Source organism: Kitasatospora sp. NPDC001527 (assembly GCF_040298605.1).
Classification (GTDB): domain Bacteria; phylum Actinomycetota; class Actinomycetes; order Streptomycetales; family Streptomycetaceae; genus Kitasatospora.
Genome location: NZ_JBEPAM010000004.1, coordinates 162,032 through 180,445, shown reverse-complemented (window position 1 = coordinate 180,445; position 18,414 = coordinate 162,032). Strand labels below are relative to the sequence as shown.

Annotated in this window: 17 protein-coding genes and 1 pseudogene; 10 read left to right on the top strand and 8 right to left on the bottom strand. The window is 75.6% G+C overall.

Annotation, left to right across the window (positions count from 1 at the left end; genetic code table 11):
- Positions 1–56: 56 nt before the first annotated feature.
- Both ABT238_RS06185 and ku read right to left on the bottom strand, forming a co-directional pair.
- Positions 57–338 (bottom strand): hypothetical protein, encoded by a 282-nt coding sequence (locus ABT238_RS06185; protein ID WP_350565749.1) that lies wholly within the window; start codon positions 336–338, stop codon positions 57–59.
- A 32-nt stretch (positions 339–370) separates the two neighbouring features.
- Positions 371–1,357, bottom strand: a complete 987-nt coding sequence (ku, locus tag ABT238_RS06180; RefSeq protein WP_350755690.1) for a non-homologous end joining protein Ku — start codon at positions 1,355–1,357, stop codon at positions 371–373.
- A 198-nt stretch (positions 1,358–1,555) separates the two neighbouring features.
- On the opposite strand from ku, the gene ABT238_RS06175 reads away from it, so the two are divergent.
- Positions 1,556–1,771 carry a hypothetical protein gene (locus tag ABT238_RS06175; RefSeq protein WP_350565745.1) on the top strand — a complete coding sequence of 72 codons (216 nt, stop codon included), beginning with the start codon at positions 1,556–1,558 and terminating at the stop codon, positions 1,769–1,771.
- Positions 1,772–1,817: 46 nt separating this feature from the next.
- On the opposite strand, the gene ABT238_RS06170 is transcribed toward ABT238_RS06175, so the two are convergent.
- Entirely contained in the window at positions 1,818–3,068 is a 1,251-nt protein-coding gene (locus ABT238_RS06170; RefSeq protein ID WP_350565844.1) for a metallophosphoesterase, read from the bottom strand.
- A 267-nt stretch (positions 3,069–3,335) separates the two neighbouring features.
- On the opposite strand from ABT238_RS06170, the gene ABT238_RS06165 reads away from it, so the two are divergent.
- The 5 genes from ABT238_RS06165 (at position 3,336) to ABT238_RS06145 (ending at position 8,565) form a co-directional block, all read left to right on the top strand.
- Positions 3,336–4,775, top strand: a complete 1,440-nt coding sequence (locus ABT238_RS06165) for an amino acid permease (protein ID WP_350565743.1) — start codon at positions 3,336–3,338, stop codon at positions 4,773–4,775.
- A 156-nt stretch (positions 4,776–4,931) separates the two neighbouring features.
- Complete coding sequence (locus tag ABT238_RS06160) at positions 4,932–5,882, top strand: EI24 domain-containing protein (protein WP_350755688.1); 951 nt, start codon at positions 4,932–4,934, stop codon at positions 5,880–5,882.
- A gap of 554 nt (positions 5,883–6,436) precedes the next feature.
- Positions 6,437–7,141: an aggregation-promoting factor C-terminal-like domain-containing protein gene (locus ABT238_RS06155; RefSeq protein WP_350565739.1), complete on the top strand. Its 705-nt coding sequence runs from the start codon at positions 6,437–6,439 to the stop codon at positions 7,139–7,141.
- A 522-nt stretch (positions 7,142–7,663) separates the two neighbouring features.
- Entirely contained in the window at positions 7,664–8,221 is a 558-nt protein-coding gene (locus ABT238_RS06150) for a GNAT family N-acetyltransferase (protein ID WP_350565738.1), read from the top strand.
- A 158-nt stretch (positions 8,222–8,379) separates the two neighbouring features.
- Positions 8,380–8,565, top strand: a complete 186-nt coding sequence (locus tag ABT238_RS06145; RefSeq protein WP_350565849.1) for a hypothetical protein — start codon at positions 8,380–8,382, stop codon at positions 8,563–8,565.
- Positions 8,566–8,777: 212 nt separating this feature from the next.
- Here ABT238_RS06145 and ABT238_RS06140 read toward each other — a convergent pair.
- A pseudogene (locus ABT238_RS06140) lies at positions 8,778–9,065 on the bottom strand (threonine/serine ThrE exporter family protein); the annotation flags it as partial.
- A 395-nt stretch (positions 9,066–9,460) separates the two neighbouring features.
- Between ABT238_RS06140 and ABT238_RS06135 the strand changes: the two are divergent.
- Entirely contained in the window at positions 9,461–10,474 is a 1,014-nt protein-coding gene (locus tag ABT238_RS06135) for a glycosyltransferase family 2 protein (protein ID WP_350565736.1), read from the top strand.
- Between the two features lie 17 nt (positions 10,475–10,491).
- On the opposite strand, the gene ABT238_RS06130 is transcribed toward ABT238_RS06135, so the two are convergent.
- Complete coding sequence (locus ABT238_RS06130; RefSeq protein ID WP_350755686.1) at positions 10,492–11,118, bottom strand: HIT family protein; 627 nt, start codon at positions 11,116–11,118, stop codon at positions 10,492–10,494.
- 74 nt (positions 11,119–11,192) lie between these two features.
- On the opposite strand from ABT238_RS06130, the gene ABT238_RS06125 reads away from it, so the two are divergent.
- Positions 11,193–14,174, top strand: a complete 2,982-nt coding sequence (locus ABT238_RS06125; protein WP_502891403.1) for an FAD-binding and (Fe-S)-binding domain-containing protein — start codon at positions 11,193–11,195, stop codon at positions 14,172–14,174.
- A gap of 129 nt (positions 14,175–14,303) precedes the next feature.
- Positions 14,304–14,657: a PaaI family thioesterase gene (locus ABT238_RS06120; RefSeq protein ID WP_350755682.1), complete on the top strand. Its 354-nt coding sequence runs from the start codon at positions 14,304–14,306 to the stop codon at positions 14,655–14,657.
- A 34-nt stretch (positions 14,658–14,691) separates the two neighbouring features.
- Here ABT238_RS06120 and ABT238_RS06115 read toward each other — a convergent pair whose 3' ends face one another.
- Together ABT238_RS06115 and ABT238_RS06110 are read right to left on the bottom strand one after the other, a co-directional pair.
- Positions 14,692–15,159: a CBS domain-containing protein gene (locus ABT238_RS06115; RefSeq protein WP_350565728.1), complete on the bottom strand. Its 468-nt coding sequence runs from the start codon at positions 15,157–15,159 to the stop codon at positions 14,692–14,694.
- A gap of 98 nt (positions 15,160–15,257) precedes the next feature.
- Positions 15,258–16,223 (bottom strand): slipin family protein, encoded by a 966-nt coding sequence (locus tag ABT238_RS06110; RefSeq protein ID WP_350565726.1) that lies wholly within the window; start codon positions 16,221–16,223, stop codon positions 15,258–15,260.
- A 145-nt stretch (positions 16,224–16,368) separates the two neighbouring features.
- On the opposite strand from ABT238_RS06110, the gene ABT238_RS06105 reads away from it, so the two are divergent.
- Positions 16,369–17,166, top strand: a complete 798-nt coding sequence (locus tag ABT238_RS06105; RefSeq protein ID WP_350755680.1) for a uracil-DNA glycosylase — start codon at positions 16,369–16,371, stop codon at positions 17,164–17,166.
- Between the two features lie 354 nt (positions 17,167–17,520).
- Here the strand turns inward: ABT238_RS06105 and ABT238_RS06100 are convergent, their stop codons facing one another.
- Positions 17,521–18,396, bottom strand: coding sequence for a CHAD domain-containing protein (locus ABT238_RS06100; RefSeq protein ID WP_350565722.1), 876 nt, complete (start codon positions 18,394–18,396; stop codon positions 17,521–17,523).
- Positions 18,397–18,414: the final 18 nt, after the last annotated feature.

Below are 18,414 nucleotides of genomic sequence, written 5' to 3'. Positions count from 1 at the left end.
CGGCCCCGGCCCCGCACGGGGCCGGGGCCGGGGCCGGGGCCACCGTCCGGACGCGGTCAGGTGGCCATCCGGTGGCGGGCCGGCAGGGACGTCCGCCAGCGGACGAACACGCCGACCAGGGCGAGCAGGGTGGCGCCCCAGACGACACTGAAGACGATCAGCATCGGCAGCCAGGTCACCTGGGAGGCGACGGCGCCGAGGCCGAGCGAGAGGCCGACCATGAAGACGACGGCCGTCGGGGTGAGGCTGCAGAGCCAGTGCAGGGCCCGGTGCGCCCAGCTCGGGTGCTCCGGTGCGTCGGGGCCGGTGTCCAGGGCCTTGTAGGTGATGAGGTCCATCGGGAATCGCCTCCGGGGGGATCAGGGGGAGGTCACGAGGCCTTCCGGGGTGTGGCGGACTTCCGGGTCGTGGTCTTCTTCGCGGCGGACTTCGCGGTCTTCGTGGTCTTCATGGTCTTCGTGGTCTTCGTGGTCGTCTTGGCCGCCGCGCTCTTCTTCGCGGCGGCGCGCTTGCGCGGGGCCGGCTCCTCCTCGGCGTCCTCCGACTCCCCCGCCTCCTCGCCCCGGGACCGGCCCGGGTGGGCGTCCTTGGCCTGCCGCAGGCTGCTGCGCAGCGCCTCCATGAGGTCGATGACGTTGTCCGGCGCCGCCCCCGCCTCCTCCTCGTGCGGCACCTCGACGCCCTGCAGCCGCGCCTCGATCACCTGCTGGAGCGCCTGCTGGTAGTCGTCGTGCAACTGGTCGAGGTCGAAGTCCTCGGAGAGGGTCTCCATCAGCGAGCGGGCCATCTTGAGCTCCTGCGGCCGCACGGTGACCTTCTCCTCGGGCGCGATGCCGGCCGCCGGGCGGACCTCGTCGGGCCAGATGCAGGTCTGCAGCACCAGGGTGCCGTCGTGCACCCGCAGCACCGCCGGGGACTCCCGGGTGCGCAGCGCGATCTTGGTGACGGCGATCTGCCCGGACTCCACCAGCGCGTCGCGCAGCAGCGCGTAGGGCTTGGCGGCGGCCTTGTCGGCGACGCCGACGTAGTAGGCCTTGGAGAACATCAGCGGGTCGATCTCGCCCTCGTCCACGAAGGCCAGCACGTCGATGATCTTCTTGCTGGGCAGCGGGAGGTCGGCGAGGTCCTCGTCCGTGAGGGTGACGGTCCGGCCGTCCGGCGACTCGTAGCCCTTGGCGATCTCCGCGTACGGGACCTCCTTCTCCTCCTGTTCGCAGTACCGCTTCATGCGCACCCGCCCGCCGTCCCGGGCGTGCACCTGGTGCAGCGGGACGTCGTGCTCCTTGGTGGCGGAGTACAGGTGGACGGGGATGGAGACCAGGCCGAAGCTGATCGTCCCCTTCCAGGTGGTCTGCATGGGGTCGCTCCTTCCCGGAGCCGCCCCGGCGGGTCGCGCCGGCCGGGCGCCCGGCCCCGGAGGATTCCACTCTGCCCGGGTTTGCCCCGTTCGGCCACAGGATGCCGCCGGGGCCCGTCCCGAAGCGGTCGGGAGCGGCCCGGGAGCGGCCCGGGAGGGGCCCGGCGGACAATGGACGGCGGGACGGGAGGTGGGCGCATGGCGCGGAGCACCGGGCCGGCCCCGCCGCCGGCCGCGACGACGTACCGGGTGCGGTACGCGCTGGCCGGCGCGGCGGGGGTGCGGCGGGCCGAGGTCACCGTGGTGCCCGGGTACTCGCAGGAGAGCGACATCCCGGCGATCCTGGCCGCCCGGCTCACCGGGCGGCCGGCGGACGCGGTGCGGATCGTCCTGCTGGACGTGACCGAGGTCTGACGCCCGCGTCGGCCGATCGGCCCCGACGGCTCCCCGGCCCCGCGGCTCAGGCCCGGAGCGAGGCCAGCGTGACGATGGTGATGTCGGACGGCGCGCCGACCCGGACCGGCGGGCCCCAGGCCCCGGCGCCGCGGGTCACGTAGAGCTGGGTGTCGCCGTAGCGCTCCAGCCCGGCGACCGTCGGATTGGCCAGCTCCGCCAGGTAGTTGCCCGGCCAGAGCTGCCCGCCGTGGGTGTGCCCGGAGAGCTGGAGGTCGACGCCGTGCCGGACCGCGTCGTGGATGGTGACCGGCTGGTGCGAGAGCAGCACGGCGGTGCGGTCCCGGTCGCGGTCGCCGAGCGCCTTGCCGAAGTCAGGGCCGTCGCCCTCCCGCTCACCGGCGATGTCGTTGATCCCGGCCAGGTCGAAGCCGCCCAGCTCCACCCGGGCGTTCTGCAGGGGGTGCACGCCCAGTTCGCGGACGAAGTCCACCCAGGGCGCCGCGCCGGAGAAGTACTCGTGGTTGCCGGTGACGAAGAACGCCCCGTCGCGGGCCCGCAGCCGGGCCAGCGGCTCGGCGTCGCGGCCCAGCTCGGGCACCGTGCCGTCGACCAGGTCGCCGACGATGGTGATCAGGTCGGGCTGCGCGGCGTTGATGGTGTCCACGATCCGCTGGGTGTGGGCGCGGCCGAGGATCGGGCCGAGGTGGATGTCGCTGACCACGGCTATCCGGTAGCCGTGGGCGCGGGCCGGCAGCTTGGCGAGCGGGACGGTGACGTGCTTGAGCCGGGGGCCGCGCAGCACCCCGTAGGTGCCGGTGCCGACCACCGCCGCCGCCGCGCCGGAGGCGCCGAGGGCGATCGCCCGGGCGACGAACAGCCGCCGCTCCGGCGACGGGGCCGCGGGCGCCGACGGACCGTCAGCCTCCGGTGCGGGCACGGCTTCGGCGGCCTGGGGCGCCCGGGCGACCGTGGCCACGGCGACCGCCGCCGGTTCGGCGCGCCGGGCCGGCAGCCGCAGCAGCACCGGCCGCAGCAGCTCGCCCACGCCGAGCGCGATCAGCAGGTAGAGCAGCACCGGCAGCCACAGGAAGCCCGGCCAGGCGAACCAGCGTTCGACGGCCATCGGGAACAGCCGTCCGCCCACCAGCGCGCCGACCGAGAGCAGCGGCAGGACGACGGCGAGCACCGTGCCGGCCCGCCGCCAGCGGCCACCGGGCACCGAGACGTCGCGCACCAGGCGGCGCCAGAGGTACCAGTGGACGACGGCCAGCAGGGCGAGGACGAGGAGGGCGCCGAGCACCACAAGGACGATCATCACCCGAAAAGTATGGACGGCCGCCTGACAAACTCCGCCGGAGGGCCCCAACTTGCTGCCGCTGCGTCAGATTTGAGCTTTCCGCGACCTCCGCGCACCCACCCTGAGCTGGCCTTTTGCGTCCGCTGAACGAACAGTTCCGGGCGCCTTGTTCCGATAGCCGGAGGTAGCGACTAGGTTGCACCGCAATGCGCGGATCCGTCCCCCACCCTCCGGCGTTCGAGCCGAGGGTCAGGCCGCGCTGGAAAGGCACAGGGCACCCTCACGATGCGTGCGGACACCACCACCCGAGCCGGTTCCTCGCCGGCCGGCCGCTCCTCGAACGACCACTCCGGCGGCGACGGCCACCTGAAGGCCGGACTCAAGAACCGCCATCTGTCGATGATCGCCATCGGCGGTGTGATCGGCGCGGGCCTGTTCGTCGGGTCCGGCGCGGGCATCGCCGCCACCGGTCCCGGCATCCTGCTCTCCTACGCGCTGGCCGGTGTGCTAGTCGTCCTGGTCATGCGGATGCTCGGCGAGATGGCCGCGGCCGACCCGCAGAGCGGCTCCTTCTCGGCCTACGCGGACCGGGCGCTGGGCCGCTGGGCCGGGTTCACCATCGGCTGGCTGTACTGGTTCTTCTGGGTCGTGGTGCTGGCCGTCGAGGCCACCGCCGGCGCCAAGATCCTCAACAACTGGATGCCGGGCGTTCCGCAGTGGGCGTTCGCGCTGATCGTGATGGCCGTGCTGACCGCGACCAACCTGGGCTCGGTCGCCTCCTACGGCGAGTTCGAGTTCTGGTTCGCCGGGATCAAGGTGGTGGCGATCGCCGCCTTCCTGGTGGTCGGCACGCTGGCGGTGTTCGGCCTGCTGCCGGGCACCCACGCGGTCGGCACCTCCAACCTGACCGGTCACGGCGGCTTCCTGCCGCACGGCGTGGGCGCGGTGTTCACCGGCATGCTGACGGTCGTCTTCGCCTTCATGGGCAGCGAGATCGTCACCCTGGCCGCCGGCGAGTCCGAGGACCCGGAGAAGGCGGTCAGCAAGGCGACCAACAGCGTCATCTGGCGGATCGGCATCTTCTACCTCGGCTCCATCCTGCTCGTGGTGACCCTGCTGCCGTGGGACTCCGCCGCCGTCAAGGGCAGCCCGTACGTCGCGGTGCTGGAGCACGTGGGCATCCCGGGCGCCGGCCGGGTGATGGACGTGATCGTGCTGACGGCCGTGCTGTCCTGCCTCAACTCGGGCATGTACACCGCCTCCCGGATGGCCTTCTCGCTCGGCCGGCGCGGCGACGCGCCGAAGGCCTTCGCCACGGTGACCAAGCGCGGCGTGCCGCGGGTGGCGATCCTCTCCTCGGTGGTGTTCGGCTTCGTGGCGGTGTTCTTCAACTACACCTCGCCCGACACCGTCTTCGCCTTCCTGCTGAACTCGTCCGGCGCGGTGGCGCTCTTCGTGTGGCTCGTGATCTGCTTCTCCCAGCTCCGGATGCGCCGGATCCTCGAGCGCGAGTGCCCGGAGCGGCTGACCGTGCGGATGTGGCTGTACCCGTACCTCACCTGGGCCGCGATCGGCATGATCGGGTTCGTGGTGGTGTACATGTTCACCGACGCCGACGGTCGGAAGCAGATGTACCTGTCGCTGGTCGCCGCGGCCATCGTGCTGGCGGCGTCGGCCGTGGTGGGCCGCCGGCGGCGAGCCGCGGCGGTGGCGCCGGCATCCTGAGCCGGCGCGCAGCACCGTCCGTGGACACCGGGCCCGGGAGCCGTTGCGGAGGCTCCCGGGCCCGGCCCCGTTTCCGGGCCCGGCCCGGTTTCCGGTGCCGATCCGTGACGCGGCGGACATGACCCGGCGACCCGCCGCCCCCTACCCTTTCCCCTCATGCGAGATCTTGTGGCGGGGATGGGATACCTGGCCAAGGGCCAGAAGTGGGTGGGGCGGCACGGCCGCTGGTGGGCGTTCGGGATGATCCCGGCGCTGATCACCCTGGCGGGTTACGCAGTGGCGCTGTTCTTCCTCGGCGGCTGGGCCGGGGACCTCGCCGAGTGGGCCACCCCGTTCGCCGACTCCTGGTCCTCGTTCTGGCAGGACCTGCTGCGCACCACGCTCGCCGCGCTGGTCTTCGTCGGCGGGCTGCTGCTGTCCGTGCTCACCTTCACCGCGGTCACCCTGCTGGTCGGCCAGCCGTTCTACGAGCAGCTGTGCGAGAAGGTCGACGAGACCGAGGGCGGCGCGCCGACCCCGCCGGAGGTTCCGCTCTGGCGCGAGCTGGTGGTGGCGGCCCGGGACAGCCTCTTCGTCCTGGTGCGGGCCGGCGGCTTCGGCGTGCTGCTGTTCGCGGCCGGGTTCATCCCGGTGATCGGGCAGACCGTGGTGCCGGTGCTGGGCTTCCTGGTCTCCGGCTTCTTCCTCACCCTGGAGCTGACCTCGGTCGGACTGCAGCGGCGCGGGGTGCCGCAGCGCGAGCGGCTGCGGCTGCTGCGCGGACGGCCCGGTCTTGCCCTCGGCTTCGGCGTGCCGCTGGTGCTGGGGTTCCTGGTCCCGCTGGTGACGGTGGTCGCCATGCCGGGCGCGGTGGCCGGGGCCACCCTGCTGGCCCGGGACCTGGTGCCGGTCGGGGAGGAGCCGGCGCGCGCGCCGGAGGAGGACGACGGGGAGGGCGGCGGGGAGCCGGACGCGCCGGCGCCCGGCGCGGCGGCCGTCCCGCGACTGCCGGAGTACGGCGCGCAGCGGCCCGTCACGGGCAACCCGTACGCCGACGTCCCCGTCGAAGGCAACCCGTACACCGCCGCACCGCCGCCGGTGGGGCCGAACCCGCACCGGCGGGCGTGAGCACTCCGTCACCCTGCGTCCGGCTCGCCGCCGCCCGCGTGTGAGGCCCCCCACAGGGGCCCGGCGGTCTACTGCCGTCGATAGTGGACGGCCGCGCGATGGCGCGCCGCCGGGGGCCCGCGGCGCGCCGTCCGGTGAGCGGCCGCGCGGACGGCCGGGCGGCGGAGGGCTGGAACAACGCAGGCGGCGGCCCGGTTCGGGCCGATCGTTCGCCGACGGTCCCGGCGATCCACCCATTGATTCATCAAAACGGACAAAACCGTACGAAGCGCCCGCCATCGAGCGGGCGCTTCGCCGTTCCCGGCCACTCGCTCCACTACCGCCCGTCGTAGTGGACGGCTTTGCCGCCCGTGGCGGGCTCTGCCAAGAATGGCCCGTCGCCGGGCAGCGCGGGCCGGTCCCCCCCGCCGCGCACCCCGTCCGCCCCCGCCGCCGTCCGCACCGGGGCACGCAGCACGGCCGTCCCGCACGCCGCCGCCCCGCCCGGGGCACGGCGCGCCCGCACGGCCGGCGACGCCCCGACGGCACCCCGACGGAAAAGGATCGTCCGCTCCATGCAGCTCAGCCATGCCCGCCGCAACTCGCTGATCACCGGCCTCACCACCCTGGTGGTGGCGAGCGCGGCCACCGCCGCCCTCGCCATCCCGGACAGCGGGACCGCCGTCGCCGAGGCCCCCGCCGCCGCGGTGGTCGGCGCCACCGGCGACGCCCAGGCGCAGGCCCAGGCGCAGGCGGATGCCCAGGCCCAGGCGGATGCCCAGGCCCAGGCGGACGCCCAGGCGCAGGCCGAGGCCCAGGCCGCCGCCGCTGCCGCCGCGCAGGCCGAGGCGGACGCCGCCGCCCAGGCGCAGGCCGCCGCGCAGGCCCAGGCCGAGGCCGCCGCCCAGGCCGAGGCGAAGGCCAAGGCCGACGCCCAGGCCGCCGCCTCCCGCTCGCAGGAGCGCTCCGCCCTGAACAGCAAGCCGGCCTACTCCGGCAGCCCGCGCGAGATCGCCGCCCAGATCGTCCCGGCCGGCCAGCTCCAGTGCTTCAACAACATCGTGTCCCGCGAGAGCAGCTGGAACGTCACCGCCACCAACCCCTCCTCGGGTGCCTACGGCCTGGTCCAGGCGCTGCCCGGCTCCAAGATGGCCTCGGCCGGCGCCGACTGGCGCACCAACCCGGTCACCCAGATCAAGTGGGGCCTGAACTACATGAACTCCCGCTACGGCAGCCCGTGCGGCGCCTGGGCGTTCTGGCAGTCCCACCACTGGTACTGAGCCGACCCCCGGTCCCCCTCCCGAGCCCGCAGGCCACCCGGCCCGCGGGCTCGGCGCGCCGCTCAGCCGCGCCCGCCCGGAACGCCCCGTAGTCGCACAGCGGCTCGTGCGGCGCCTCGCCCAGCTCCAGCAGCCGGGCCGGCACCGCGTCCACGTCGGCCACGTCGGCCACGTGCCAGTAGGCCACCACGCCGGCGGGGGCGGAGGGAGTGCGGGAGATGCCCAGTTCCCGGCTGTGGTCGCCGAGCCGGAACTCCACGTGGTCGGGCCGCTCGAAGCACTGCTCGATGCCCGGCACCCCCGTGTACCAGGCACGGGCGGCCGCGAGGTCCTCGGCGTGGCAGCGGATGGTCGCGAGGCCGCGGAAGGTCGTCGCCGTCATGACGGCGGTGCGGACGGCATCCAGCTCGGTTCCTGACCGCGGCAGGTCCTGAACCGCGCCCCCGCAGCGCCCGGAGGGGGCCGCGAGCTGGCCGAAATCGTGGTGGCCGGGTGCGTGTGCGAAACGCCAGAGTGGGATCCATGGATCAAGTGAGGCTCTCCGACGGGGTCGTCACGCTCACGCCGTTCCGGGCGGCGGACATCGACGCGCACCTGGCCGGTGAGGACGAGTTGCTGGTGCGCTGGCTGAACGGCGGGCCGAGCACCCGGGCGGGCACCGAGGAGTACGTGCGGCGCTGCACCGCGCAGTGGGCGTACCGGGGGCCGGCCCGGGTGTTCGGGATCCGGACCGGACCGGAGCCGGTCCTGGCCGGCACGATCGACCTGCGGTTCGCGATGCCGTGCCTCGCCCCCGGGCAGGTCAACATCGCCTACGGCCTCTACCCGGCCTGGCGCGGGCGCGGCCTGGTGACCCGGGCGGTGCACCTGGTGTGCCGGTACGCGGCGCGGGAGGGCGCGAGCGAGGGCGTGATCCGGGTCGACCCGGAGAACCTCGCCTCGGCGGCCGTCGCCCGGCGGGCCGGCTTCCGGTACACCGGACGGGTGACGGAGCCGACCGGCAGCCGCCTCGACTGGTACGTCCGCGAGCTGGCCGCCGCCCCCGCCGAGGCCCGGACGCGGGCGGCCCACGCCGTCTGAACCGCCCGCGCCGCCGCCCTCGGTCGCCGGGCCGCGCGCCGGCCACCACGCCGCCCGCCACCAGGCCGACCGCGATCGCCGTCACCAGGGTGACCAGCTCCGTCAGGTCGCGGAACCCCGCGATGGGGTGGCCGCCGGCCAGGTCGGTGAGGCCGCGCATGCCGAGCGAGCCGACGGTCAGCGTGAAGAAGCCGGGCAGCAGCAGGATCAGCCGCGGCGGCGCGCCCGGCCGGGTGGCGGCGATCCGGGTCGCGACGGCGCCGGGGACCACCGCGGCCGCGAACGTCCCGGCCACCTCGCCGGCCAGCCAGGTGGCCAGGCTCTGCGCCGCCACCGTCAGGTAGACCAGGAGCAGCAGCACCGGTCCGAACCGGGCGGGGATCGCGAAGGCGAGCACGGTGCCCGCGGTGAAGACGGTCCACGCGGTGAACAGCGCCCGGCGCGGCAGGTCCTGGGCGGCCGTCGGGTCGAACAGCGCCTGCCGGTCGCGGCCGGTGACGGCGAGTCCGATCAGCACCCCGACGTACAGCTGGAGCAGCGGGAACGCCGCGTTGACCAGCCGTACCGCGCCCGGTGTGAGGTGTCCGGCGGCGAGTTCGGCGGTGCCCGCGCTCAGGTAGTCGCCGGGGACGAAGAAGAACAGCGCGGGCAGCATGATCAGCACCGGTCCGCCGTGCGCCGGGGTGCGGGCGAAGACCAGCAGCGTGACCACCGGGACCAGCACGGCCGCCGCCAGCGGCAGCACCGGGCCCAGCCGGGGGAGCCGGCCCGCCACCAGCACGAGGGCGGCGCTCGCCGAGGCCGGCACCGCGGTGGAACCGATCTCCCACCAGGTGGGCTGCATCAGCGGGGCGAAGCCGAGGGAGAACAGGACGATCCCGGGCGGCGCCCTCGACCGCCGGCTCCGGCTGCTCGACGCCCTCGCCGCTGTTGCGCAGCCGCACGGTGGTCAGCCGGGCCAGGAAGGCGGTCAGTTCGCCGGTCCGGGGTGGCCGCGTCAGCTGTTCCAAGGCACGCCTCCGTGCGCGTCCGGCCGTCGTGACGCCTCCAGCCCGCCCGCCGCCGGGTGAGGGCGCGTGTCGGGACGGCCCCGGCGGGGGGACCCCGGTCCTGACGTGGACGCGCCCGGAGCAGCCGGTGAAGATCTGGCGGACGTCCGGACGTTTTGCCCTGGATTGCCCCACCTACGGACCGTCAGGGCTTTGCCACCGTCCGCGGGCGCTCCTACGCTCCGGCGTCATGCCCTCACCCCTGATCAGCGTCGTCGTCCCCGCCTACGACCAGCGGAAACAGCTGGCGGACTGCCTGGACTCGCTGCTCGCCCAGTCCGTCCGCGACTTCGAGGTGCTGGTGGTCGCCGACCGCTCCCCCGAGTGCCCCGCGCAGCTCGCCGAGCGCTACGCGGCCCGTCACCCGCAGGTCTCCGTGCTGCGCCTGGACGCGGCGGTCGGCGTCGGCGTCAGCCGCAACGCGGGCGCGGCCCACGCCCGGGGCGAGTACCTGCTCTTCCTCGACGCCGACCACCTGCTCGCCCGCGACGCCCTGGGCGCCTTCGCCGACCGGCTGGCCCGGACCGGGCCGGTCGACGTGCTGCTCTTCGGCCACACCCGGCAGCACGGCGGACGGGACTGGCCCGGCGGCGCCGAGGCGCTGCTCGCCGGGGCCGGCGGCGAGGTGTTCGGCCCGATGGAGCGCCCGGAGCTGCTGGGCGCGCCCGCGCTGATCTGGGACCGCCTGGTCTCCCGCGCGCACTGGCTGCAGCAGGGGCTGGCCTTCCCGGACGGCACCTACGAGGAGATCCCGCCGGTGCACCGGGCGATGCTGACGGCCGGCCGGATCGCCGTCCTTCCGCGCGCCTGCGTGCAGCTGCGCCGCCGGGAGACCGTCCACCCGACCGGCTCACCCGGCAGCGGCAGCTTCGACATCTTCGACCAGTACGAGCGGACCTTCGCGCTGCTGGACGTGCTGGACGCCCCGGACGCCGTGCGGGAGGCGCTGTTCACCCGGATGATCCGGCACTACCTGTTCGTCTTCGACCTCGCGGGCTGCGTGGCCCGCGCCGAGCGCCCGCAGTTCTTCCACCGCGCGGCCGAGCACCACCGCCGTTTCCAGCCGGCCGGCCACCGCCGCCCGGCCGGCCGCGAGGGCGTCAAGTTCTCCCTGCTGGCCGGCGGCGCCTACCCGGCCTTCGAGGTCGCCAAGCTCTCCCACATCGCCGCCGGCACCCTCACCGGAGCGGCCCGCCGCCGCTAGCGCCGGCGGGCCGGTGGTCAGGCGTGGGCGGTGCCGCCGTCGGTGGCGAGGGTGGTGGCGATGCGGCGCAGGGTGTCGGCGCGGACGTCGTCCGGGAGGGGCGGCAGGACGTCCATCCACAGCGGGAGGGTGGAGCCGAGCAGCTGGCGCTGTCCGGCGGGCCGGGCGATCAGCCACAGGTGCAGGTGGGCCGCGCCGTCGCCCCAGCGGCTCACGTGGACCCGGCCGACGCCGCCGAGGGCGTGGATCGCCCGCTCGACGCGCTGGAGCACCGGGCCGAGTTCGGCGGCCCGGGCCGGCGGGAGGTCGAGCAGGTCGTGGTGGCCGCGCGGGTTGAGCAGCAGGACGGCGGGCAGGCCGTGCGGCTGGCCGTAGGCCCGCAGGCGCCAGTGCTCGTCGGTCCAGACGAAGTCCTCGTCCGGTCGGCCGCACTCGCCGCACTCCGCCGGGCCGGCCTCGCCGTGCCGGGGCGGCTCGGGCAGCTCGGGGGCGGCCAGCGGCCGCACCCGCAGCTCGCCGCCCTCGGAGGGCTCGTACGGGAAGATGTCCCAGGCCGGTGCGGCGTCCTCGGGGATCGGGACGCGCTCGCCGACCGGCAGGTGGGCGAGGAACGGGCGGGCGTCGTCGTGAGGGTCGTTGATCACGGACACCGACCCTGCCAGAGCCCCCGGGTGCCCGGCCAGCCCTTTCCCGGTACCGCCCGCCGGTCGCGGCTGCGATGATCGGCTCAGCCGTACTCGACGCCGGCAGGCGCCACCGCCCGGGAGGACAGCCCGTGAGCCGACCCGACACCGCGCCCGGCACCGACCTGGCCCGCGAGCTGTCCGCCGTGCTGCGCGGCGAGGTCCGCTTCGGCGCGGCCGAACGCACCGTCTACAGCCACGACGCCTCCAACTACCGCCAACTGCCGCTCGGCGTCGTCAAGCCCGCCGACCTCGACGACGTGCGCACCGCGCTGGCACTCTGCCGCCGCTACCGGGTGCCGGTGGTGGCGCGCGGCGCCGGGACGAGCATCGGCGGGCAGGCGATCGGCCCCGGCGCGGTGGTGTTCGACTTCCGCCGCCACCTGGGCGCCGTCCTCGACGTCGACCCGGAGCGCCGCACCGCGCGGGTCGAGCCGGGCACCGTGCTGGACGACCTGCAGCGCGCCGCCGCCCCGCACGGGCTGCGGTTCGGGCCGGACCCGTCCACGCACAGCCGCTGCACCCTCGGCGGCATGATCGGCAACGACTCCTGCGGGGCGCACTCGGTGGCCTGGGGCCGGACGGCCGACAACGTCGAGTCGCTGGACCTGCTGCTCGCCGACGGCACCGAGCTGACCGTCGGTGGCCCGCTCGGCCCCGGGGAGCGCGCCGCGCTCGCCGCCCTGCCCGGGCGGGCCGGTCAACTCCACCACCGGCTACAGGAGTTCACCGACCGCAACCTCGCCGTCATCCGCCGCGGCATGCCCGCGCTGCCGCGCCGGGTCTCCGGCTACCCGCTGGACGCGCTGCTGCCCGAGCGCGGCCACCACCTGGCCCGCGCGCTCACCGGCACCGAGGGCACCTGCGCGCTGCTGCTCGGCGCCACCGTCAGGCTGGTCGAGGACCCGCCCGCCCGGGCCCTGGTGCTGGCCGGCTACCCGGACGAGACGGCGGCCGCCGACGCCGTCCCCGCGCTGCTGCCGCTCGGCCCGCTGACCGTCGAGGGCATGGCCGCCGACCTGCTCGCCGCGCTGCTCGCGGCCGCGCCGCGCCCGCCCGCCCTGGACCGGCTGCCCGACGGCGCCTGCTGGCTGTTCCTGGAGACCGGCGGCGCGACGGCGGCCGAGGCGCTGGACGCGGCCCGCCGGCTCGCCGACGCCGTCCGGCGCGAACGCACCGCCGGCGTCGCCGTGGTCACCGACCCCGCCGAGCAGCGCCGGCTGTGGAGCGTGCGCGAGGCGGGCGCCGGCATCGTCACCCGGCTGCCCGGAGGCGGCGAGGCGTGGCCCGGCTGGGAGGACTCCGCCGTCCCGCCGGAACGGCTCGGCGACTACCTGCGCGACCTGCGCGCACTGCTGCGCCGGCACAGCCTGCGCGGCGTGCCGTACGGGCACTTCGGCGAGGGCTGCGTCCACCTGCGGATCGACTTCCCGCTCGCCCGGCCCCACGGGGTTCTGGTGTTCCGGGAGTTCCTGGAGCAGGCCGCCGATCTGGTGGTCGCGCACGGGGGTTCGCTCTCCGGGGAGCACGGCGACGGGCAGGCCCGCGGCGAACTGCTGCCGCGCATGTACCCGCCCGAAATCATCGGCCTGTTCGGGGAGTTCAAGCGGATCTGGGACCCGGAGCAGCTGCTCAACCCGGGCACCCTGGTCGATCCGCGCCCGCTCGACGCCGACCTGCGGTTCACCGGCCCGGAGCCCGCGCTGCCGCTCGCCCTGCCGTACGAGCAGGACGACGGCAGCCTCGCCAAGGCGGTGCGCCGCTGCGTGGGCGTCGCCAAGTGCGTCGACCCCGACACCGGGGTGATGTGCCCCAGTTACATGGCCACCGGCGAGGAACGGCACTCCACCCGCGGCCGCGCCCGGCTGCTCGCCGAGATGCTGCGCGGCGGCGGCCGCAGCGGGGGCGCGATCCCGGACGGCTGGCGCTCGGCCGAGGTCCGCGAGGCCCTGGACCTCTGCCTCGGCTGCAAGGGCTGCGCGAGCGACTGCCCGGTGCACGTCGACATGGCCACCTACCGGACCGAGTTCCTGTACCAGCACTACCGGCACCGGCCGCGGCCCGTCGCGCACTACGCGCTGGGCCGGCTGCCGCTCTGGCTGCGCGGCGCTGGCCTGTCCCCCGGCCTGGCGCCGGCCCTGGCCAACACCGTCGCCCGGTCCCCGGCGGCGGGCGCGCTCAAGCGGCTCGCCGGGATCGACCCGCGCCGGGTGCTGCCGGTCCTGCCGCCGGAGACCTTCACCCGGTGGTACCGGCGCCACCGCGCCGCCCGTCCGGCCCCGGCGGGCGCGCCGCCCGTCCTGCTCTGGCCGGACACCTTCGCCAACCACCTGCAGCCGGAGGTGCTGCGCGCGGCCGTCGAGGTACTGGAGCACCTGGGCTTCGACGTCCGGCTGCCGGCCGGACCGGTCTGCTGCGGCCTGACCTGGTACTCCACCGGCCAACTCCCCGGCGCCCGGCGGGTGATGCGGCGCAGCCTGGCCGCGCTCGCCGCCACCGGTCTGCCGGCCGGCACGCCGGTGGTCGGGCTCGACCCGAGCTGCACCGCGACGCTGCGCGAGGAGGTGCCGCGGCTGCTCGGCGCCGAGGGCCGCCCGCTGGCCGAACGGACCCGCACCTTCGCGGAGTTCGTCGACGAGTACGCGCCCGACGCACCGCTGCCGCAGCTGCCGGTGGAGGCGGTCACCCAGACCCACTGCCACCAGCACGCCGTGCTCGGCAGCGCGGCGGACCGCCGGGTGGAGCGGCGGATGGGCGTCACCAACCGGGTGCTGGACTCGGGGTGCTGCGGGCTGGCCGGCAACTTCGGCTTCGAGCTCGGCCACTACGAGGTGTCGGTGGCGATCGCCGAGCGCGTCCTGCTGCCGGAGGTCCGCGCCGCCGGACCGGACACCGTGGTCCTCGCGGACGGCTTCAGCTGCCGCACCCAGATCGCCCAGCTGGCCGACGGCCGGCGGGCGCTGCACCTGGCGGAGCTGATGCAGCGGGCGCTGCACGCCCACGAGACCAAGCCGTGAGAGCCGTGACAGCCGTGACAGCACGGCGGCCGAGGCCCTGACACCGCGCGCCCCGGCGGTCACCATGACGGGAGGACCCTCACCACCGCCGAGGCGGACAAGATCCTGGCCGACGACTTCGCCCCCTGGGTGCAGGCGCTCGGCCTGTCGGTGACCGACACCGGCGAGCGCCACGCCGTGCTCCGCCTGCCCTGGTCCGACCAGGTGGCCCGGGAGGGCGGCGCGCTCTCCGGGCAGGCCCTGATGGCCGCCGCCGACACCGCCGGGGTGATCGCGGTCTCGGCCGCCCGGGGCGGCTTCGGTCCGGTGACCACCGTCCAGCAGTCGACGTCCTTCCAGCGCGCGGTCACCGGGCGGGACGTCCTGGTGCACGCCCGGATCACCAAGCTGGGCCGGCGGATCGCCTTCCTGGACGTCACCCTCACCGCCGAGGGCGAGCAGGAGCCGGCGGCCCACACCACCGCGGTCTACGCGCTGGCCTGAGCCGCCCGGCCCCGCCTGTCCGTTCTGTCCGTCCTCAGACGCCCTGCGGCGTCTCCAGCACCTCCTTGGAGCGCGGCGGGTCCTCGGCGCAGACCGCCGTCACGAACTCCGCCACGCGCGCCTGCGGCATGCCGCGCGCGATGTCCGCCTCGCTGATCATGCCGACCAGCTCGTGCTCCGGGTGGTTGATCACCGGAAGCCGGCGCACCCGGTACTGCTCCATCACCCGCAGCACCTGGTCGACGTCCTCGTCCGCCTCCACCGTCATCGGCCGCCCCTGGGCCACGTCGCCGGCCGTCACCTGCTCCGGATCGAGGCCCTCGGCCACGCACTTGAGCACGATGTCCCGGTCGGTGAGGATGCCCAGCAGCTTCTGCCGCTCCCCGCAGATCGGCAGTGCCCCGACTCCGCGTTCCTTCATGATCCGGGCCGCGGCGGCGAGCGTCTCGTGCTCGCGCACGCATTCGGCGCCCCGGTGCATGATGTCGCCCGCATTGGTCATGATCGGCCTCCTGACCTGCCTGCCACTCCCACGTCTCCATCGTGGTCCGGCGCCGTGAGCCTCGCCACCGGGCCGGGCGCGGGCCCGTGCCCGGCCCGTCACGCCGGGCCGCCGTCCTCCCCGCCGCCGCCCTCGCGCCGCCGCTGCGGGTCCAGCGGCGAGCGGTCCAGCACCTCCTCCAGCGGCGGCAGTTCGAGCTGCTCCATGCCGGGCAGCGGGGTCTGCGCCGGCAGCGGCTCCGCCGGCTCCACCGCGTCCGCGTCCGCGCCGGGCCCGTCCCGCACCGCCGCACGCCGGTGGGTCTCGGCCGCGCTGTCCAGGAACCGCAGCAGCTCCACCGGGAAGGGCAGCACCAGCGTCGAGTTCTTCTCCGCCGCGACCTCCACCACCGTCTGCAACAGCCGCAGTTGGAGTGCCGCCGGGGTCGTGCTCATCACCGCGGCCGCCTCCGACAGCCGCGCGGACGCCTGGAACTCGCCGTCCGCCGTGATGATCCGCGCCCGCCGCTCCCGCTCGGCCTCCGCCTGCCGGGACATCGAGCGCTTCATCGACTCCGGCAGGGCGACGTCCTTGATCTCCACCCGGTCGATCTCGATCCCCCAGCCCAGCGCCGGACTGTCGATCATCAACTCCAGGCCCTGGTTGATCGGTTCGCGGTTGGCCAGCAGGTCGTCCAGCTCGCTCTTGCCGATGATCGACCGCAGCGAGGTCTGCGCCACCTGGGAGATCGCGAAGTTGTAGTCCTGGACGTTGACGATCGCCTTCACCGGGTCCTCCACCCGGAAGTACACGACGGCGTCCACCCGGACGGTCACGTTGTCCCGGGTGATGCCCTCCTGCGCCGGGATCGGCAGCGTCACGATCTGCACGTTCACCCGGCGCAGCCGGTCCGCGACCGGCACCAGCGCGACCAGCCCCGGATCGCGCACCTCGTCCCGCACCCGCCCGAACCGGAACACCACGCCCCGCTGGAACTGCTGCACCACCCGCAGGCTCAGGCCGCCCACCACGGCCGTCAGCATCAGCACCGCGACAATGACCCCGATCACCACATCGACGACCATGACGGCCTCCTCGCGCTCCTCGCGCAGCAGCGGGCCCCGGCCGTCGCCACCGCTGCCCGGCCGTCGGCCGCCGGAACCACCGCTTCCACGCTACGCCTGCCCGACGGCTGCGGACCCAACCCGATTTCCGCCCTAGGATCGCCCCATGCCGCAGCCCCCCGCCGGCCCGCCGGACCCCGCCGACGACCCGGAGCACCCGCGCCACCCCGCCGAGGCCGCCGCCCGCGCCGTGGACCTCACCGTCCTCGACCGCGTCGTCACCGGCTGCCGCGCCTGCCCCCGGCTGGTCGAGTGGCGCGAGGAGACCGCCCGCACCAAACGCCGCGCCTACCAGGACTGGGACTACTGGGCCCGCCCGATCCCCGGCTTCGGCCCGCCCGACGCCCCGCTGGTGCTGGTCGGCCTCGCCCCCGCCGCGCACGGCGCCAACCGCACCGGCCGGATCTTCACCGGCGACCCTTCCGGCGACCTGCTCTACGCCGCCCTCCACCGGCTGGGCCTCGCCAACCGCGCCGAGTCCGTCCGGCACGGCGACGGCCTGGCCCTGCACGGCGTGCGGATCACCGACCCGGTGCGCTGCGCCCCGCCCGACAACAAGCCCAGCACCGCCGAACGCGACACCTGCCGCCCCTGGATCGCCCGCGAACTCGAACTCCTGCGCCCCACCGTGCGCAGCGTCGTCGCCCTCGGCGGCTTCGCCTGGCAGGCGCTGCTCCCCGCACTCGACACGGCCGGCTGGACGGTCCCCCGGCCCCGCCCGCTGTTCGGCCACGGCGCCCACGTCACCCTGCCGGCCCGCGACGGCGGCCCGCCCCTGGAGCTGTTCGGCTGCTACCACGTCAGCCCGCGCAACACCAACACCGGCCGCCTCAGCACCCCCATGCTGCGCGACCTGCTACGCACCGCCGCCCGCACCGCCGGACTCGACCCGGCCGACGACTGACCGGCTCCGCCTCCACCGAGGCGCCCACCTGCTCCCCCGCCACCCGCACAGCACACCGAAACCGAACAGCCCCGCCGAGACACCCGCCCGCACCCGACCCCGCCGACGCCCCTCGGCCAAGCGCGCCGGCCTCGGCCGGGCCGCCCGTACAGCGCCCCGAAAACCAACGGCTCCGCCGAGGCGCCCGCCCGCTCCAGCAGAGCGGCCGACGTCCCGGTACTCGCCCAGCACCTCCTGAACGGCCCGCCACCGGCGCCGCGGCCTCACTCGCGCACCGGGCACGCCTGGCCGCCTACCGCGCCTCGTGCGACGCCGCATCCTTCTCCGCCGGACCCGACCCGGCCCAGGCACCGCTCAGGCGAAGCGCGCCAGCTTCGGCCGCGCCGCCCGCGCCCACACCCCCGGCAACGCGAGCCTCGCCCGCTCCGCCTCCGCCAACTGCTGCCCGTACAGCACACCGAAGCCGAACGGCTCCGCCGAGGCGCCCGCCTGCTCCCGCAGGGCGGCCGACGCCACCACCGCGTCCTGGTGCTCGCCCAGCACCTCCTGGACGGCCCGCATCCGCGCCACGTACCGCTCCGCCGCACGGCCCGCCACCGGCACCGCGGTCTCGCCCGCGTACCGGGCGCGCTTGGCCGCCTTCCGCGCCTCGTGCAGCGCGGCGTCCCGCTCCGCGCCGCCCGCGAGCGCCGCCCGCACCCGCCCGGCCGTGCGCCGCTGCTCCCGCTCGGCCACCCGGGCCAGCTCCGGCCCGGCCGCCCGGCCCGCCCGGCGGCGCAGCGGCGGGTCGGCCAGCAGCTCCGCCAGGCCGTCCGCCAGGGCGCGCCGGCGCGGGCTGTCCAGTGCGGCCACCACCTCCGGCCAGACCCGCCGGTACTCGCCGCTCCCCCAGCGCTCCAGCTCCGCCGCGACCCGTTCGGGCCCGCACTCCGCGGGCAGCTCGCGCGCCCGCGCGGCCAGCCGTTCGGCGAGCACCTCGCGATCCCGGGCCCGTCCCAGCGCCGCCGCCAGCCAGCGCAGCTCGGCCACCAACGTGTCCGCGGCGCCCGGCGTGAGCAACCGCCCGTAGGTGCGGAGCGCGCTGCGCAGCCGCCGGCAGGCGACCCGCATCCGGTGCACCGCGTCCGGCTGGTCGGCCCGGACGGCCTCGTCCAGCCCGGCCAGCACCTCGGCCTGCGCCCGGATCCGCCCGAGCACGACCTCACCGACGGTGACCACGTCACCCGCCATCCGCCCGCACCCCCTCCC

Bases quoted from the DNA above. Each gene is read 5' to 3' on its own strand.
- ABT238_RS06185 (WP_350565749.1), bottom strand. From the start codon at position 338: ATGGACCTCATCACCTACAAGGCCCTGGACACCGGCCCCGACGCACCG.
- ku (WP_350755690.1), bottom strand. From the start codon at position 1,357: ATGCAGACCACCTGGAAGGGGACGATCAGCTTCGGCCTGGTCTCCATC.
- ABT238_RS06175 (WP_350565745.1), top strand. From the start codon at position 1,556: ATGGCGCGGAGCACCGGGCCGGCCCCGCCGCCGGCCGCGACGACGTAC.
- ABT238_RS06170 (WP_350565844.1), bottom strand. From the start codon at position 3,068: ATGATCGTCCTTGTGGTGCTCGGCGCCCTCCTCGTCCTCGCCCTGCTG.
- ABT238_RS06165 (WP_350565743.1), top strand. From the start codon at position 3,336: ATGCGTGCGGACACCACCACCCGAGCCGGTTCCTCGCCGGCCGGCCGC.
- ABT238_RS06160 (WP_350755688.1), top strand. From the start codon at position 4,932: ATGCGAGATCTTGTGGCGGGGATGGGATACCTGGCCAAGGGCCAGAAG.
- ABT238_RS06155 (WP_350565739.1), top strand. From the start codon at position 6,437: ATGCAGCTCAGCCATGCCCGCCGCAACTCGCTGATCACCGGCCTCACC.
- ABT238_RS06150 (WP_350565738.1), top strand. From the start codon at position 7,664: ATGGATCAAGTGAGGCTCTCCGACGGGGTCGTCACGCTCACGCCGTTC.
- ABT238_RS06145 (WP_350565849.1), top strand. From the start codon at position 8,380: ATGCCGAGCGAGCCGACGGTCAGCGTGAAGAAGCCGGGCAGCAGCAGG.
- ABT238_RS06135 (WP_350565736.1), top strand. From the start codon at position 9,461: ATGCCCTCACCCCTGATCAGCGTCGTCGTCCCCGCCTACGACCAGCGG.
- ABT238_RS06125 (WP_502891403.1), top strand. From the start codon at position 11,193: ATGATCGGCTCAGCCGTACTCGACGCCGGCAGGCGCCACCGCCCGGGA.
- ABT238_RS06115 (WP_350565728.1), bottom strand. From the start codon at position 15,159: ATGACCAATGCGGGCGACATCATGCACCGGGGCGCCGAATGCGTGCGC.
- ABT238_RS06110 (WP_350565726.1), bottom strand. From the start codon at position 16,223: ATGGTCGTCGATGTGGTGATCGGGGTCATTGTCGCGGTGCTGATGCTG.
- ABT238_RS06105 (WP_350755680.1), top strand. From the start codon at position 16,369: ATGCCGCAGCCCCCCGCCGGCCCGCCGGACCCCGCCGACGACCCGGAG.
- ABT238_RS06100 (WP_350565722.1), bottom strand. From the start codon at position 18,396: ATGGCGGGTGACGTGGTCACCGTCGGTGAGGTCGTGCTCGGGCGGATC.